The following is a 16237-nucleotide window of genomic DNA, read 5'->3' as shown; positions in this document are numbered from 1 at the left end:
GCCTTGGCCGATCTGGTTGCCGGATGTGCCTGACCAGCCGGTGGATCCGTCGGGGCTGTTCGTTCCGTCGCGTCTCAAGTCCTGGAAGAAGAGGAGGCGGCCGTCTTCGTGGACGACGTAGAGGGTTCCGTTGCCGCCGCCGGTGATGAGTCTGGCGCTGCCCCAGCCCTGGCCGATCTGCTTGCCCGATGTGGCCGACCAGCCGCCGGAGCCGTCAGCGCCGTTCGTTCCGTCACGGCTCAAGTCCTCGAAGAAGAGGAGGCGGCCGTCTTCGTGCCCGCTGTAGAGGATTCCTTTGTCGCCGGAGGCGAGCAGGGCGAATCCCATGACGAACTCCCATCTCACGGTGTCGAGCCGCGTCGAACCTCAGCGCGGCGTGCAGTGCAGGTGCTTCTTACCGGACCGACCAGTACGAGAAACGCATTTCACTCGAAGCGGGCGGGAATGGTGGCCTCTTCACTCGGACGGGCCCGCCTCATCGGCGGTAGCGAAGTCCGTGCCCGCCGGATCGCGTCGCCCGGTTGGTGCAGGCTGACGGGAAAGCCGGATCAGCCGCAGGTGTAATGGCAGCAGGAAGCGAGCCGGCAGGGTCCGGGGCCCCGGGAATCTGGGAAGGGACGGCCACATGTCCACGAGTCATGACGAGGATCCATCCCGTCACGCAGGCGAACTCTTCAGCGCCGGGAGGGAGCGGATCTTCGACGACACGGGGCAGCGGAGGCTTCACTACCACCTCCTCAGGCTGACCCTTGCCGGGCTCACCCACGAGGACGTGGAAGATCTGCGGGAGCTCGGCCGCCGCGCGTTCGAGGGCGGGGACGTCGCCGAGCCGTCGACCAGGATCAGGCAGCGGGCCGATGCCAGCGTCCTCGCGCGGGCGATCGTGGACATCGTCGAGCGGGCAGACGGCGATGACGTGCCCCGGGAGCGGGTGATGGTCGGCGCCCTTCTCGGCGCCTACACGACCGTCGGCGGCACGTCCGTGTTCAGCGCCGTTTCGCGGGAAGACCTTCAGACAGCAGCCGTTCTCGCTGCGGTCGGCGGTGCCCTGGCCGCGTCGAGCAGCCCCCGCGTCTTCCATGTGATCGACGCAGTGGGCCTGGAGGAATACCTGGACCATCGGGATTGAGACACCGGCCCGGGTGAAGCCGTGCTCAACGGCCTCGACTCGGTTCAGGTCTTGGACCAGACGATGAGCTTGCCGCTGACCACCGGGACGTGCGTGTCTTCGCTGACGTCGTCGAAGAGGGCCATCGCCACGTTGCCCTTGTCGGTGACGGAGCACACGGCGGCCCCCTTCACCAAGCCCCGGTTCGTCCACCGGTTGTTTCCCGCCTCCACGGGCCCGAAGCCGGTCCCGGCGGCGGCCCGGCACTCCTCGAAGGACCGGGGCCGGCCGGCCCGGATCACCCCCACCTGCCGACCGGTGACCGATCGCAGCTCCATGGAGAACGGGACGTCTCCGGTGCTGCACAGGGTCTCGGAGGGGCGGTACTCCAGCTCGATGCCCTGGGTCTGATCGGTGCCGGGGCCGTCGCCGAGATTCACCCTGACGGTGGTGGACACCCCGGCGTCGAGATCGACGAGCAGGGTCTCCCCGCACGCCGGTGGTGCGATGCCCCACTTGCCCTCCTGGACCTGATACCCGGCGGGCGCGGTCAGGTCCTGGGGGCCGGGCGCGCCCGACTGGCTCGGGGGCGTCGTGGACGGGCTGGGCAACGGGCGGATCGCGGTGCCGGACGGCGAGGGGGAGGGCGGTTGCGCCGGTGACGATGTCAGCGGTGCCTGTGTCCGAGGCGGCGGCGTGTCGTTCTTGTCCGACGTCGCCAGCAGGGTGGCCACCGTTCCCATGACCGGGACGACGATGCCGGCCACCCACCACGCCCAGCGCGGCGGGTGGCCGGGAGGGGCCGTCGGCGGAGGAGGAACCACCGGTGGTGCGGTCGGCATCGGCGGGATGGTGCCCGGCTCCGGTGCCCCCGTGCTGTCGCTCACGTACCAACTCCCCTGAAGTCGATGGACGTGCCGACCCTATCGACGCGGTGGCGGAGGTTCCAACGATCTTTCGGGCGGTCTCAGCGGTCTCAGGGGTCTTGGCGGTCCCGGCGGTCCCGGCAGCCTCAGAGCACCGCCACCGGGGCCACCGGGGTGCCGGTGCCGCCGACGAAGGGTTCCGGCATCGCCGACAGGAGGAAGGAGTAGCGGCCGGCTTCCGCACAGGCTGTGGACAGTTCCTCCAGGTTCCAGTTCTGGCCCTGGTGCATGCCCATCTCCACCAGGTCCAGCGCGTGCACCGGCAGCCACAGGTTCTCGATCTCCGGCGGGAAGATCTCGAACGTGAGGGTGTCGTTCGCGACGGCCGCCACGTCCCTTGCGTGGAACCACTCCGGGGTGTGGACGGAGAGGCCGGGGGACGGGAAGCCGTAGCCGTGTTTGTCGCCCGCCAGGTAGGCCTGGATCTGGCCGGTGCGGACGAGTACGACGTCGCCCGCGCGGACCGTGACGCGGCCGAACTCCTCCGCCTCCGCCAGGTCCCCGGGGGTGACCGCGTGGTCCCCCGGGAGCCGGTCCAGGCCCTTGGCGCGGGCCACGTCCAGCAGGACCCCGCGCGAGACGATGTGCCGGGCCTTGTCGATGCCGCTGAACTCCGCCCGTCCGTGCGCGGTGATGGTGGAGGCGGGGCGGCCGTTGTAGATGCGGCCCGAGTGCGAGACGTGCGTGAGGGCGTCCCAGTGGGTGGCCGACTGGAGGCCCATCGTCACGGCGTCGTCGGAGCACGCCACCGTGCCCGGGCCGAAGAGCTCCTGGTTGATCTGGACCATGGTGTGGAGGGGGTTGATCCGGCCCGGGATGAGGCCCGCCTGGACGCCGTCCTCCTTGAGGGGGAGGGCCAGGGGGACCCGGCGGCCGGTGCGGATCTCCGCGGCGGCCGCGCGCACCACCTCGTCGGTTACCAGGTTCAGGGTGCCGATCTCGTCGTCGGCGCCCCAGCGGCCCCAGTTGTTGATCCGCTTGGCGATCTCGTGGAACTCGGGAGGGAGGGACACCGGCCATCAGCTCCTAGGGCTTGTGTGGAGGGATCTGACTGGTCATAGAATCTAACGGTCCGTCAGAAAACACGGGAAGGGGTCGGCCGTGGGGAACTTCTTGGCAGGGAAGGTGGTCGCCGTCACCGGCGCGGGCCGGGGCATCGGCCGGGCGGTGGCGCTCGCCGCCGCCGCCGAGGGCGCCAAGGTCGTCGTCAACGACTACGGGGTCGGGATCGAGGGCGGCGAGCCCACCAGCGAGGTCGCGGAGAACGTGGTCAAGGAGATCCAGGCCGCCGGCGGCGAGGCCGTCGCCGTCGCCGACGACATCTCCACCATGGCCGGCGGCCAGCGCATCGTCGACACCGCCCTCGCCGAGTACGGGCGCGTCGACGGCGTCGTCTGCGTCGCCGGGATCCTGCGCGAGCGGATGCTCTTCAACATGTCCGAGGAGGAGTGGGACCCCGTCGTCGCCACGCACCTGAAGGGCACGTTCACCGTGTTCCGGGCCGCCTCCGCCGTCATGCGCCGCCAGGGCTCCGGCACGCTCATCGGCTTCACCAGCGGCAACCACACCGGATCCGTCGCCCAGGCCAACTACAGCGCCGCCAAGGGCGGGATCATCTCCCTCGTCCGCAGCGCCGCCCTCGGCCTCCACAAGTACGGGGTCACCGCCAACGCCGTCGCCCCCGTCGCCCGGACCCGGATGTCCGCCAACGTGCCGATGGAGCTCAAGGAGATCGGCGACCCCGAGGACGTCGCCGCGCTCGTCACGTACCTGCTCAGCGACCGCGCCAGGGCCGAGGACATCACCGGGCAGGTCTACACGATCGCCGGCCCCAAGATCGCCGTCTGGGCCCAGCCGCGCGAGCTCCGCGCCGGCTACGCCGAGGGCGCCTGGACCCCCGAGCGCATCGCCGACTTCCTGCCCGGGACCGTCGGCACCGACCCGATGCCGATGCTCGCCCAGCTCGAAGCCATGGCCAAGGCCGCCGCCGCCAAGGACCGGCCCAACGCCTGAGAAGGGGGTGGGGGACACCGTGGACTTCAGCTTCGGGGCCGAGGACGAGGAACTGCGCGCCCGCGCCCGCGCGTGGCTCACCGGGCACCTCGTCGGCCCGTACGCACAGGCGGCCGGCCTCGGCGGACCGGGCAGCGAGCACGAGGGCTTCGAGGCCCGCCGCGACTGGGAACGGGAGCTCGGACGCGGCGGCTGGATCGGCCAGGGCTGGCAGGAGGAGGGCTACGGCAACCGGCGGCTCTCCCTCACCGGACAGGTCGTCTGGGCCGAGGAGTACGCCGCGCTGCGCGCCCCCGCCCGGGTCGGCCACATCGGGGAGAACCTCCTCGCCCCCACCCTGATCGCCTACGGCAGCCGCGAGCAGAAGGACCGCCACCTGCCCGCCATCGCCCGCGGCGAGGAGCTGTGGTGCCAGGGCTACAGCGAGCCCGGCGCCGGCTCCGACCTCGCGGGGGTGCGTACCGCCGCGGTACGCGACGGGGCCGACGGACTGCTGCGCGTCACCGGGCAGAAGATCTGGACCTCCCTCGCCCGCGAGGCCGACTGGTGCTTCGTCCTGGCCCGCACCGAAGCCGGCTCCCGCCGGCACCGGGGGCTGTCCTTCCTCCTCGTGCGCATGGACCAGCCCGGCCGCGTCGAGGTCCGCCCGATCCGGCAGATGTCCGGAACGGCCGAGTTCAACGAGGTCTTCTTCGACGGGGCCGTCGCCTCCGAGGTCGTCGGCGGCGAGGGCAACGGCTGGGCCGTCGCCATGGGCCTGCTCGCCCTCGAACGCGGCGTCTCCACCCTCGTCCAGCAGATCGGCTTCGCCGCCGAACTGGAGCGCGTGGTCAAGGCGTACGCGGCCTCGGGCGCCCCGGACCCGGTCCTGCGCGAGCACCTCGTACGGCAGTGGGCGGAGCTGCGCACCATGCGCTGGAACGCCCTGCGGACGCTGGGCGGGGCGGCCGGCGACCCCGGCGCGCCCAGCGTGGCGAAGCTGCTGTGGGGCGGGTGGCACCGGCGGCTCGGGGAGCTGGCCGTCCAGGTCCGGGGCGCGGCCGCGTCGGCCGGGCCGGGGCTCTGGGCGCAGGGGGAACCGTACGAACTCGGGCTCGACGAGGAACAGCGCCTCTTCCTGTTCACCCGGGCCGACACGATCTACGGCGGCTCGGACGAGATCCAGCGGAACATCATCGCCGAGCAGGTGCTCGGCCTGCCTAAGGAGCCCAGGTGAGAGGCGTCGTGTTCGACGGCAAGCAGGCCCAGGTGGTCGGGGACCTGGAGATCCGGGACCCGGGGCCGGGGGAGGTGCTGGTCGCGATAGCGGCGGCCGGGCTGTGCCACAGCGACCTGTCGGTGATCGACGGGACGATCCCCTTCCCGCCGCCCGTGGTGCTCGGGCACGAGGGCGCCGGGGTGGTCGAGGCGGTGGGTGCGGGAGTGACGCACGTGGCGCCCGGTGACCACGTCTCCCTGTCGACCCTCGCCAACTGCGGGGCCTGCGCGGACTGCGACCGGGGCCGGCCGACGATGTGCCGCAAGGCGATCGGGATGCCGGACCGGCCCTTCTCGCGGGCCGGGCAGCCGCTCTTCCAGTTCGCCTCGAACTCGGCGTTCGCGGAGCGGACCCTCGTCAAGGCCGTGCAGGCGGTGAAGATCCCGGACGAGGTCCCGATGACCTCGGCCGCACTGATCGGCTGCGGGGTGCTCACCGGTGTGGGCGCGGTGCTGAACCGGGCCAAGGTGGGTCTCGGGGAGACCGTCGTGGTCATCGGCACCGGTGGGATCGGGCTCAACGTCATCCAGGGCGCCCGGATCGCGGGCGCCTCGGTCATCGTCGCGGTGGACGCGAACCCGGCGAAGGAGGCGGTGGCCCGGCAGTTCGGCGCCACCCACTTCGTGGACGCCTCCGCCGTGGCCGACACCTCGGCGGCGGTCCGGGAGGTCCTGCCGACCGGCGCGGACCACGCCTTCGAGTGCGTCGGCAACGTGAAGCTGATCCGGCAGGCCGTCGACCTCCTCGACCGGCACGGGCAGGCGGTGCTGCTCGGCGTGCCGGGCTTCAAGGAGGAGGCGTCCTTCCTGGTGTCCTCCATGTACCTGGACAAGACGATCATGGGCTGCCGGTACGGGTCCTCCCGCCCACAGCGCGACATCGCCCTCTACGCCGAGCTGTACCGGCAGGGGAAGCTGCTGCTGGACGAGCTGGTGACCGAGGTCTACCCGGTGGAGGACTTCGCCAAGGCCGTGGACGACGCCCACCACGGGCGGGTCGCGCGCGGAGTGCTCACGTTCTGAGCCGGGTGGCAGGGGTGGCCCGCCGCACTAGGCGCGGCGGGCCATCCACATCAGCGCCAGCGCCGGCGCGGGCAGGGCGAGGGGGGCCCAGAGGCGGGTGAAGCCGGCCACCGGCACCTCCAGGGCCAGCGGCAGCAGGGCGAGGACGCCGAGGAGCAGCAGGCCGAGGGCGGGCAGGTGCGTGCCGGGGTCGAAGCGGCGCATCCGCTCCAGGGCCCGCGGTTCGATGTACGACTTGATCGCGGCGCCCGCGACGAAGGGCCACGGGCAGAGGACGACCGCGAGGAACAGGGTGATCCACCCGTTGCGGTACTGGCGGTCGGGCCAGATCCCCACGCCGACCTCGGGGTGGGCGGGGGCGAAGTAGACCTTGGCCGTGGTGCCCGGCTCCGGGTACTTCCCGGTGGTCACGCCCTCGACGGCCACGTCCCGGGGGCCGCCCTCGTACGGGACGCTGAGGACCACGTCGGTGGTGTAGGACTCGTCGTTGTCGTCCGTGGCCGGGCGGTGGACCGGCTGGCCGGTCAGCCGGACGATCCGGGCCTCGTGCCGGTCGTACCCGGCCCGCTCCAGCCGCTCGCTGCGCCTGCCCTCCTCGCCGGACCCGGTGAAGCACACGACGAGGGCGGCGAAGGTGGCGATGGGGATCCCGAAGGCGAGCACGATGCGCAGCAGGCGGCCGCGCTGCCGTACCGGCGGGCGCCTGCGCGGGTCGGCCTTGCGCGCGTCGGCCTTGCGCAGGTCTACCTCGGGCGGGACGCGGCGGGCGTGCAGGGAGGCCGCCACCCAGCACGCGGCGAAGAGGGCGGAGGCGCCGGCCAGGCAGGCCTCCAGCGCCAGCGGCGGGTACGGGCTCACCCCGGCGAGGGCGCACAGGACCGCTGCCGCTGCGCTTCCCACCATCAGCCACCCGGCGGTGCCGGTCCACCGGGTGCGCCCCGGCTCGTACGTGTTCCCCATGGCCCCCCGCCTTGACGTCGACCGGAGGAGGATAACGGCCGGTCGGGGCGGGGGAGTCAGTCGGCCAGGCGGGCGAAGCGGCCCTTGTGGAAGAGGAGGGGGCCGCCCTCGCCGGAGGCGCCCATGGCCTCGACGCGGCCGACCACGATGAGGTGGTCCCCGCCGGTGTGGACGGCGTGGATCCGGCAGTCGATCCAGGCCGGTACGTCGTCCAGCTGTGGGGATCCGGTCGCGGGGGCGGGCCGGTGGGAGACCCCGGCGAACTTGTCGGCGCCGCTGACTGCGAAGGCCCGGCACAGCCGGTCCTGTTCGGCCCCGAGGATGTTGACGCAGAACACCCCGGCGCGGGCGATCCGCGGCCAGGTGGTCGAGGTGCGGGCCACCATGAAGGTGACCAGGGGCGGGTCCAGGGAGAGCGAGGCGAAGGACTGGCAGGCGAAGCCGGCCGGGCCCTCCTCGCCTTCGGCGGGCGGGGCGGTGATGACGGTGACCCCGCTCGCGAAGTTGCCCAGTACGGCCCGGAACTCGGCGGGGCTGACGGGCGCGCGCTCGTCCTCGCCGACGGCCCGGAGGTCGGGGCGGGGCTGGGGGTACCCCCGGACGAAGTCTGGGGGAGTGTCGACGTGTCCGGCGGAGGTGGGGGAGCCGGCTGACCTGAGGTATCGGACGACGGTGGCCGCCATCCCTGCGTGTCCCATCACACTCCCGATTGAAGCTGACGGTTCGTCAGATGTGAAGGGGTGCGAGGGCGGAGCCGGTTGCGGGTGTAGGGTGCGGGCGTATTGAACGCGTTCAAGTGCGGGGTGGGTGGGGCGTGATGGCGTACGCGATACGGGTGCGCGGCCGTGGGCCGCAGCCGCCGGAGCCGGCGAGCGTGTGGAACCGGGAGCTGCCCGGGGCCCTGGCCCTGGCGGCCGGGCAGCCGTTGCTGCTGCTGGTGCTCTCCGTGCTCAGGGCGGTCCGGCATCCGGACTACGCCGACGGCGGGACCTTCGGCGTCGTGCTCCTGCTCTGCGTGGCCCCCCTGCTGTTCCCGCTGCTGGGGCTGCTCCACACCGCGCTGTTCGCGCTGCCCGTCACCGCCGCCGCCCGGGCCCTCGGCCGGCGCACCCGCTTGCCCGCCCCGGTCCTGGCCGTCCTGCTGGGCGCGGCCCTCGCCGCCCTCTACGCGGCCGAGGGACGGCGGCACGGGCTGCCCTTCGGGGGGACCTGGGCGTGGGTCGCCGGGCTCGCGGTGCTGCCGGTCGCCGGGGCGCTGTACGCGCGGGCGCGGGACACGGGCCCGGCGCGGTCGCTCGCGCACGGTGCCGCCGTGACCGTGGGCCTCCTGCTGGTGCTGCTGCTCTTCGGCGCCGGGCTCGTCATCGCGGGCTGAGCACCGGCCGGGCACCCCCGAACGGGTGAATCCGCCCGGCCCCGGGGGGACGTACGCCGTCACGTGCGCGGGGGGTGGGCATGGTGGCCAGCGACCGTGTCGCCCACCCGCTGGAGGACCCCATGCTCGGCACCGCCTTCCGTACCGGATCGCCCAACTGGCTCGACCTCGGTAGCCCCGACACCGCCGCGGCCGCCGCCTTCTACGGGTCCGTCTTCGGCTGGGAGCTCGTCTCCGCCGGGCCCGACGCGGGCGGGTACGGGTTCTTCCGGCTCGGCGGGAAGACCGTGGCCGCGCTCGGCCCGCTCACCGAGGAGGGCGCCACCTCGGCGTGGATGGTGCACTTCCAGAGCGCCGACATGCAGGCCACGGCCGAGGCGGTGCGGGCCGGGGGCGGGACCGTGCGGATGGAGCCCATGGACGTCATGGGCGAGGGCTGGCTGGCGCAGTTCACCGACCCGCAGGGCGCCCAGTTCGCGTCCTGGCAGCCCGGCAAGACCGGCGGGCTGGAGGCCGCCTCCGAGGTGAACACCCTGGTGTGGGCGGAGCTCCACGTCCCCGACCCGGTCGCCGCGATCCGCTTCTACGCCGGGGTGTTCGGCTGGCGGTACATCGAGATGGAGGCGCCCGGGATGACGTACCGGGTGCTCAGCATCGGCGAGGGGGACCAGGAGGAGGGCTCCTTCGGCGGGGTGGCCCCGCAGGGCGAGGGCGCGGGCGGCGCCTCGGCGATGGTGCCGCGCTGGGTGCCGTACTTCCACGTGGCGGACGTCGACGCCACCGTCACCGCCGTCGAGGGCAACGGCGGCGCGGTGCTGATGCCGGCCGCCGACGTCCCCGACGTCGGCCGGATCGCCTGGGCCTCCGACCCGGCCGGAGCGGTGTTCGCGCTGCTGAAGCCGAGCCCCCGCGCGTAGGGGGTGTCCGGCCGGCGGGCGTGCGCCCCGCCGGCCGGGCCGGTTCACGGGGTCGTCTTGCCCACCTCCAGGTCGGCCGTCGGCTCCTTGACCGTACCCGCGGGCGGGCCGGCCGCCGCGCTGGTGTTGTTGGCCGGACGCGGGTCGGTGGTCAGGGAGTCCACCGTGGCCGTGTTGCGGATGTCCGAGCCGTTGCCGGTGTACTCCGGGTCCAGCTTCACCTTGACGACCCAGGTCACCGAGGCGCCCGGGGCCAGATGGGCCAGCGGGCCGCAGGTGACGGTCCGCCCCGAGACGCAGGTCGCGTCACCCGAGACGAAGCTCAGCGCCGTCGGCAGGCTGTCGGTGACGGTGACCTGGTCCGCCTGCGAGGGGCCGTTGTTGGTGACCGTCAGGGCGTAGTCGAAGCTCTCGCCTGGGGCGATGGCGGCGGTCTGCACCGCCCGCTTCACGATGGCCAGGTCGGCCGAGGGCTCCGCCACGTGCCCGCCGGGGACGGTCGCGGTGCCCTTGTCGTTCTCCGACGCCGGGTCGATGTTGTCGGCCGTGACCTCGGCGGTGTTCTTCAGGTCGGAGCCCGTGCCCTTGTAGGCGGGGTCGATCTTCACGGTCAGCAGGTACTCGACCGTCTCGCCGACCTTCAGCGGAGCGGTCCGCCTGCACGAGACGAGGTGGCCGGCGGCGGTGCAGCCGGACGGCGTGGAGGACACGTACGACAGGCCCTCGGGCAGGTTGTCGGTGAGCTTCACGTTGAACGCGTCCGCCGACGGGCCGTAGTTGCTGACCCGGATCCGGTAGTCGAAGGTCTGGCCCGGGACCGGCGGCGTGGTGCCGACGGCCTCCTTGCGCACCCCGAGGTCCGCGGTCGGCTTGTTGACGCGGCTGCCCGGCAGGCCGGCGGGGCTGCTCGTGTTGTTCTCCGGCTTGGGGTCCTTGGTCCGCGCGGTGGCGGTCGCCGTGTTGCGGATGTCGGAGCCGTCACCGGTGTAGTTGCTGTCCAGGCGGACCGTGAACCGCCACGTCCGGGACGCCCCGGGCTCCAGCACGGCCTGCGGGCCGCAGGTGACCGTGCCGTCCGTGGCTCGGCAGCCGTCGGACGGCGGCGAGGACACGAAGGCCAGCTGGGCCGGCAGCCTGTCGGTGACCGTCGTGTCCACCGCGCGCGACGGGCCGTCGTTGGTCGCCGTCACCACGTACTCGAAGGTCTGCCCGGGGGCGATCACCGTGTCGTTCGCGGTGCGCTTCGTCGTCCACACGTCGGCCTGCGGCTCGGTCACCCCGCCCGGCGGCAGCACCGGCTGCGAGGTGTTGTCGGCGGGCTCGGGGTCCTTCGACTCGGAGGTGGAGGTGGCCGTGTTGCGCAGGTTCTCGCCGTCGCCGGAGTAGGCGGCGTCCAGCTTCACCTTGAACGTCCACACCACGTCCCCGCCGGGGATCATCCGGGCCAGCGGGCCGCAGGTGACCGTCCGGCCGGACGCCGAGCACGGGTCGGCGGAGGAGACGAAGGTCAGCCCGTCGGGCAGGGAGTCCGTCACCGTCACGTTGCGCGCGTCCGAGGGGCCCTTGTTGGCGGTGCGGACCTCGTACTCGAACTCCTGGCCCGGCACCGTCGGCCCCGCCCCCAGCGGGGTCTTGACGGTCGCCAGGTCCGAGACCGGGTCGAACGGCCCGGGCGGCAGCACCGGGTCGGGCTTGTTGTTGCCCGGGTCCGGGTCGGTGGCGTCCGACGTGCCGGAGGCGCTGTTGCCGAGGTCGGAGCCGGTGCCCTGGTACGAGGCGCTCAGCCGGGCGTGGAAGCGCCAGCTGCGGCTCTGCCCGGCCGCCAGCTGCGGTTCGGGCCCGCAGGTGACGGTCTGGCCGGCGGCCGTGCAGCCGTCGGAGGAGTCGACGAAGGTGATCCCGTCGGGCAGCCGGTCGGTCGCCCTCACGTTCCGGGCGACCGACGGGCCCTTGTTCCTGGCGGTGAGGGTGTAGGTGATCAGGTCACCGGGGGCCTTGGCCGCCTTGATGACCGCCAGGTGGGTGGTCACCTCGGCCGGGGCGAGCCGTGCGGTCGCGGGCCGTGCGGTCCCGGTCTGTGCGGTCGCGGGGGCCGGCGCGGCCCACAGTGCGGCCGCGCAGAGCAGCGGGGCCAGGGCCCGCGCCACCGACCGCCGGCCTGGGGTCGTCGTCATCGCGCATCGTTCCGTTTCGTGCGTGAGAGACCGTACAGAGCGCTGTACGGGAGATTCGGGGTGGTGCGGGGGTCAGCCCGCGCGGACCGCCTTGGACAGTTCGATGTCGGCGGTCGGCGGGCCGACCCGGCCGCCCGGCGTGCCGGCCGAGCCTTTGTTGTCGGCGGGGTTCGGGTCGGCGGTGTCCGACACGGCGGTCGCGGTGTTGCGCAGGGCCGTGCCGTCGCCCGCGAACGCCGGGTCGATCCGCACCGTGAACGTCCACGCGCGGCTGCCGCCCGGGTCCACGGCCGCTTCCGTCCCGCAGGTCACGTCCTGCCCGGAGGCGGTGCAGCCCTCGCCCCCGGAGACGAACACCAGGCCCGTCGGCAGCGGGTCGGTGACCCGTACCCTCCGGGCCACCGACGGGCCCGCGTTGCGCACGGTCACCGTGTACGTGAAGGTCTCCCCGGGCGCGACCGGCGTACGGTTCTGCGTCGCCTTGGCGAGCGACAGGTCGGCCCGCGGCGGGGCGAGCCCGCCGGGCGGGCCGGCCGCCGCGCTGGTGTTGTTCTCCGGCCGGGGGTCGGGGAGCCCGTGCCGGACGGACGCCACGTTGCCGAGGTCGCCGCCGTTGCCCGTGTACGCCGGGTCCAGCCGGACGCGTACCGTCCAGGAGGTGCTCGTACCGGCGTTCACGGGCCCCCGGGACGGGCAGGACAGCCGCTGCCCGGTCGCCGTGCAGTTGCTGACCGAGGACACGAACCGCAGCGGGTCCGGCAGGGTGTCGGACATCAGCACCGTCTGCGTGTGCGAGGGCCCCAGGTTCCGGGCGGTGATCCGGTACTCGAACTCCTCGCCCGGGGCCACCGGACCCGCCCCGATGCCCTCCTTCTCGGCGGCCAGGTCGGCGCGGGCCGTGACGGTGACGTCGGAGGCGGTGGAGCTGTTGTCGGCCGGGTCGGTGTCCGTCCGGTCCGCCGGCGCCGTCACCGTCGCCGTGTTGGAGAGGGTGACGGGCTGGGCGGGGGCGTTGCCGGTGACCGTGTAGGTGACGGAGCCGCCGCGCCTCAGATCGGCCTTCGTGTCGAGGGCGCTGCCGCTGCCGGAGGCGGTGGCACAGGTGCCGCCGGTGCCGGCCCGGCAGGTCCAGGTGACGTCGGTGAGGCCGGGCACGGTGTCGCGTACGACGGCGCCCGTCACGTCGTTGGCCTGGCTGTTGGAGACGGTCACCGTGTACGTCACCGGGTCCCCGGCCGGCACCGTCGACCGGTCGGCCGACTTCACGACCTTCAGGTCGGCGGGCACGTTGATCGCCAGGTCGTCGATCTCGTGGATGTTCGTCGCGCCGCCCGTACCGGCGGAGAAGCCCACCTTGAGGGTGGCGGGCAGGGCGGGCTGGTTGGCGATCGTGGTGACGTCGTAGTCGGTGATCAGCTGGGTGAGGGCGGTGCCGGGGCCGCTGTCCGACCACACCGACAGCAGCAGTTTGCTGCCGCTGGGCAGCAGCGAGATCCGCACCTTGCGCTCCTTGTCGCGGCTGCCGGTCTCCACCGTCGAGCCGGGCCCGTCGGCGGCGGTGGCGTAGCGGTAGCCGGTGGTACCGCTGCCGCCGCCGCGCACCACGATCTTGTTGGCCTGGGTGCCGGGGCCGCCGTTGCCCACGGAGTTCGAGGAGAAGTTGCCGAACTCGTCGATGCCGATGCCGAGGTAGGCGCCCGGCACGCCCGAGGTCACGCAGCGGGAGGCCGCGCCCGAGCAGGCGTAGCCGAGGCTGCCGCCCGAGGGGCCGATGCCGTCGGAGGCGGAGCCGTCGGTGAGGTAGAAGGACAGGCCGTCGCCGCGCTTGCCGTCGAACGCGGTGCCGCCGTAGGTGGCGTAGCGGAACTCGGCGACGATCCCGAGGGTGGTGGAGAAGGTGTCCTTCATCTTCCAGGTGCCGGCCTGGCTGCCGCTCGCGGACGTCAGCCGCAGCCAGCCGCCGCCCGCGGGGTAGGAGGCGTTGCCGCTGGTCGTGCCGAGGTTGGTGGAGCTGTCGAAGGGCTCGCTCACGGGGAAGGCGAGGGCCGCGCGGGGGCGCTGCGCGGCTTCGGCCGGGGCGGCGGGCGTCAGGAGCGCGGCCGCGCACAGCAGGGGGAGGGCGGCCCTGAGCCACCGGGCCGCGGTCCTCATCGGCGCCGCGCGGCGGTGCGCAGGGCTGCGCCGCGGAGGGCTGCGCCGCTGATGAGGAGGGCGGCGGAGGTCCAGGCGAGCCACCGGGGCAGGCGGGTGCCGCAGTCGGCGAGCTCGTCGGGGCCGCTGGGGCTGCCGGGGGCGGGCTGGTCGGAGTGGTCGGGGCGTTCGGCGTGCGTCTGGTGGTCGGGGCGGCCGTGGCCGGGCCCTTCGGCCGTGCTGCCGGGGTCCGGCTTGTGGGGGTGGTCGTGGTCGTGGTGGCTGTCGTGGGCGGGCCGGGGATCGTGCACCAGGCAGAGGCGGCCGCCGTCCGGGCCGGTCGTGCCCGGGGCGTTGGCGTTGTCGGACGGGTCCGGGTCGCGTACGGCGGAGGTGACGCGGGCGGTGTTCTCGATCGGGGTGCAGCGGCGGCCGGGGGGATTGGCCCGGTCCTCCTCCCCGGTCAGGGCGCGCACGGTGAGGCGGAACTCCGCCGTGGCCCCGGCCGGGAGCCGGTCGAGCACGGGACACCGTACGAGGGGCTCCTCGCCGGGGGCGGACGCGCAGTCGTCGGGGGAGTACAGCAGGGCCAGGGAGTCCGGGAGCCGGTCGGTGACCGCGACCTGGCGGGCGGTCGCGGGGCCCGCGTTGTGCACCGAGATCAGGTACGTGAACTTCTCGCCCGGCCGTACGTCCTCGCGGCCCTTGGCGAGGACGGCCGTCTTGGTGAGGGAGAGGTCCGCCAGGAGGGCGCTGGGCGGGAGGACGAGGCCGGTCAGCGAGGTCGCGTTGTTCGCGGGGCGGGGGTCCTTGGTGGCGGCGTCGGCGAAGGCCTCGTTGACGATGTCCCCGCCCTCGCCCCGGTAGCCGGGCGCCAGCCGCACCGTGATCACCCAGGTGTGCGAGGCGCCGACGCCGAGGGTGGGCAGGGGGCCGCAGACCACGGTTCGGCCGGTCGCCGTGCCCGTGCTCCGGCAGCCGTCGCGGGAGGCCAGGAACTCCAGGGCGGCGGGGAGGCGGTCGGTGACGGTGACCTGCCGGGCGGCGGAGGGGCCGTGGTTGGTCACCGTCACGAGGTAGTCATACGTCTCGGTGGCCCGCGTGCCCTGCTGCGGGCGGACGGCGGCGCTGACGGCCAGATCGGCGGGCGCGTCCGAGGCCGCGGCGGGCGCCGCGCCGCAGCACAGGAACGCGGAGGCCGCGGCAGCGCACAGGTTGACTCGCCAGGTTCGCCAGGTAGGGACCATGCGGTCAGCTATTCACATGAACGGGGTGTCGGGCGTTCGGTCAGTTGATCACTGCTGCCTCATGGGTGATCGATTTCAGTCGTTCGGGGGCAGGTCCCGGGCAGGCCTCAGCGGCCCAGGTACTTCGGGGTGCGGCGCTCCACGAAGCTCGCCACGCCCTCGTTCGCGTCGGCGGTGGTCATGTTGAGCTCCTGGGCGGTGGCCTCGGCGGCCAGCGCGGTGGACCGGTCGCTGTCGAGGGAGGCGTTGACCAGCTGCTTCGTGAGCGCGAGGGCGCGGGTGGGGCCCTGCGCGAGCCGCTCGGCCCACTCGCGGGCTGCCACCTCCAGCCCGTCGGCGGGGACCACCTTGTTGACCAGCCCGAGCCGGGCCGCCTCCGCGGCGGGGACGGCGTCGCCGAAGAACATCAGCTCCTTGGCCTTCTGAGGGCCGATCAGGCGGGGCAGGAGGTAGGCGCCGGCGCCGTCGGGGACGAGGCCGCGGCGGACGAACACCTCGATGAAACGGGCGGTGTCGGCGGCGATGACGAGGTCGCAGGCGAGGGCGAGGTGGGCGCCGATGCCGGCGGCGGTGCCGTTGACGGCGGCGATGACGGGCTTCTCGCAGTCGAGTACCGCGGTGATCAGGCGCTGCGCGCCGAGCCGGATCATGCGGGCCACGTCGCCGGCGACGCGCTCGCCGGTGGTGTTCCCTCCACGGAGGTCGGCGCCGGCGCAGAACCCCTTGCCGGTGGCGGTGACGACGACGGCGCGGACGCCGGGGTCGCCGGAGGCGGCGTCGAGCAGCGCGATGACGCGCTCGCGCTGCTCCCAGGTGAGGGCGTTCATGGCGTCGGGGCGGTTGAGGGTGATCCAGCTGACGCCGGCGTCGGTGCGGTGCAGGATCTCGTCCATGGGTGGGTGCTCCTGTTCGGGGTGGGTGTTGCCGTTGCCCTGGCCGGGCGGGGTGCGGGGTGGCCCGGGCCGTGCGGGGGGTCGGCCCTGCGGGGCTGGTCCCCTACCCGCCCTTCGCCCGTTCCCCGGGGCTGCGCCCCGGACCCCTCCTGGGGGCTCCGCCCCCAGACCCCCGCGCCTCAAACGCCGGCGGGGCTATTCATAGCCCCGCCGG

15 protein-coding genes are annotated in these 16237 nt (G+C 73.6%); 6 read left to right on the top strand and 9 right to left on the bottom strand.

Annotated features, from left to right (window positions below):
- Positions 1-327 (bottom strand): tachylectin-related carbohydrate-binding protein (locus AC07A6_RS23205; protein WP_478778352.1); only part of this gene is annotated, 327 nt, incomplete at its 3' end.
- A 298-nt stretch (positions 328-625) separates the two neighbouring features.
- On the opposite strand from AC07A6_RS23205, the gene AC07A6_RS23200 reads away from it, so the two are divergent.
- Positions 626-1129: a hypothetical protein gene (locus AC07A6_RS23200; RefSeq protein ID WP_478778351.1), complete on the top strand. Its 504-nt coding sequence runs from the start codon at positions 626-628 to the stop codon at positions 1127-1129.
- 44 nt (positions 1130-1173) lie between these two features.
- On the opposite strand, the gene AC07A6_RS23195 is transcribed toward AC07A6_RS23200, so the two are convergent.
- Both AC07A6_RS23195 and AC07A6_RS23190 read right to left on the bottom strand, forming a co-directional pair.
- Positions 1174-1995, bottom strand: a complete 822-nt coding sequence (locus tag AC07A6_RS23195) for a hypothetical protein (protein WP_478778350.1) — start codon at positions 1993-1995, stop codon at positions 1174-1176.
- Between the two features lie 125 nt (positions 1996-2120).
- Positions 2121-3047, bottom strand: a complete 927-nt coding sequence (locus AC07A6_RS23190) for a cyclase family protein (protein WP_362471526.1) — start codon at positions 3045-3047, stop codon at positions 2121-2123.
- Positions 3048-3135: 88 nt separating this feature from the next.
- Between AC07A6_RS23190 and AC07A6_RS23185 the strand changes: the two genes are divergently transcribed.
- The 3 genes from AC07A6_RS23185 to AC07A6_RS23175 are packed head-to-tail and all read left to right on the top strand — an operon-like array spanning position 3136 to position 6327.
- On the top strand, positions 3136-4047 hold the full coding sequence (locus AC07A6_RS23185; protein ID WP_362471530.1) for an SDR family NAD(P)-dependent oxidoreductase: 912 nt from the start codon (positions 3136-3138) through the stop codon (positions 4045-4047).
- 19 nt (positions 4048-4066) lie between these two features.
- Positions 4067-5263, top strand: a complete 1197-nt coding sequence (locus AC07A6_RS23180; RefSeq protein WP_478778349.1) for an acyl-CoA dehydrogenase family protein — start codon at positions 4067-4069, stop codon at positions 5261-5263.
- On the top strand, positions 5260-6327 hold the full coding sequence (locus AC07A6_RS23175; RefSeq protein WP_478778348.1) for a Zn-dependent alcohol dehydrogenase: 1068 nt from the start codon (positions 5260-5262) through the stop codon (positions 6325-6327). Before AC07A6_RS23180 ends, AC07A6_RS23175 begins: the two co-directional genes overlap by 4 nt.
- 27 nt (positions 6328-6354) lie before the next feature.
- Here the strand turns inward: AC07A6_RS23175 and AC07A6_RS23170 are convergent, their stop codons facing one another.
- Together AC07A6_RS23170 and AC07A6_RS23165 are read right to left on the bottom strand one after the other, a co-directional pair.
- The gene (locus tag AC07A6_RS23170; RefSeq protein ID WP_478778347.1) at positions 6355-7287 is read right to left on the bottom strand and encodes a hypothetical protein; all 933 of its coding nucleotides are present in this window, start codon (positions 7285-7287) and stop codon (positions 6355-6357) included.
- A 56-nt stretch (positions 7288-7343) separates the two neighbouring features.
- Positions 7344-7970, bottom strand: coding sequence for a flavin reductase family protein (locus AC07A6_RS23165; protein WP_478778398.1), 627 nt, complete (start codon positions 7968-7970; stop codon positions 7344-7346).
- Between the two features lie 134 nt (positions 7971-8104).
- Between AC07A6_RS23165 and AC07A6_RS23160 the strand changes: the two genes are divergently transcribed.
- Positions 8105-8662, top strand: coding sequence for a hypothetical protein (locus tag AC07A6_RS23160; protein WP_478778346.1), 558 nt, complete (start codon positions 8105-8107; stop codon positions 8660-8662).
- Positions 8663-8784: 122 nt separating this feature from the next.
- A complete protein-coding gene (locus AC07A6_RS23155) occupies positions 8785-9579 on the top strand; it encodes a VOC family protein (protein ID WP_362471581.1) in 795 nt (264 codons plus the stop codon).
- A gap of 44 nt (positions 9580-9623) precedes the next feature.
- On the opposite strand, the gene AC07A6_RS23150 is transcribed toward AC07A6_RS23155, so the two are convergent.
- The 4 genes from AC07A6_RS23150 to AC07A6_RS23135 all read right to left on the bottom strand — a co-directional run bounded on the left by AC07A6_RS23150 (position 9624) and on the right by AC07A6_RS23135 (position 16023).
- Positions 9624-11753: a DUF11 domain-containing protein gene (locus AC07A6_RS23150; protein ID WP_478778345.1), complete on the bottom strand. Its 2130-nt coding sequence runs from the start codon at positions 11751-11753 to the stop codon at positions 9624-9626.
- Between the two features lie 72 nt (positions 11754-11825).
- Positions 11826-13904 (bottom strand): hypothetical protein, encoded by a 2079-nt coding sequence (locus AC07A6_RS23145; RefSeq protein WP_478778344.1) that lies wholly within the window; start codon positions 13902-13904, stop codon positions 11826-11828.
- Complete coding sequence (locus tag AC07A6_RS23140) at positions 13901-15130, bottom strand: DUF11 domain-containing protein (protein ID WP_478778343.1); 1230 nt, start codon at positions 15128-15130, stop codon at positions 13901-13903. The genes AC07A6_RS23145 and AC07A6_RS23140 overlap by 4 nt, the downstream gene beginning before the upstream one ends.
- A 107-nt stretch (positions 15131-15237) precedes the next feature.
- Positions 15238-16023 (bottom strand): enoyl-CoA hydratase/isomerase family protein, encoded by a 786-nt coding sequence (locus AC07A6_RS23135; protein ID WP_478778342.1) that lies wholly within the window; start codon positions 16021-16023, stop codon positions 15238-15240.
- Positions 16024-16237 lie beyond the last annotated feature (214 nt).

The organism is Streptomyces sp. NPDC044002 (assembly GCF_056434525.1).
This window is presented reverse-complemented; position numbering and strand designations above follow the sequence as displayed.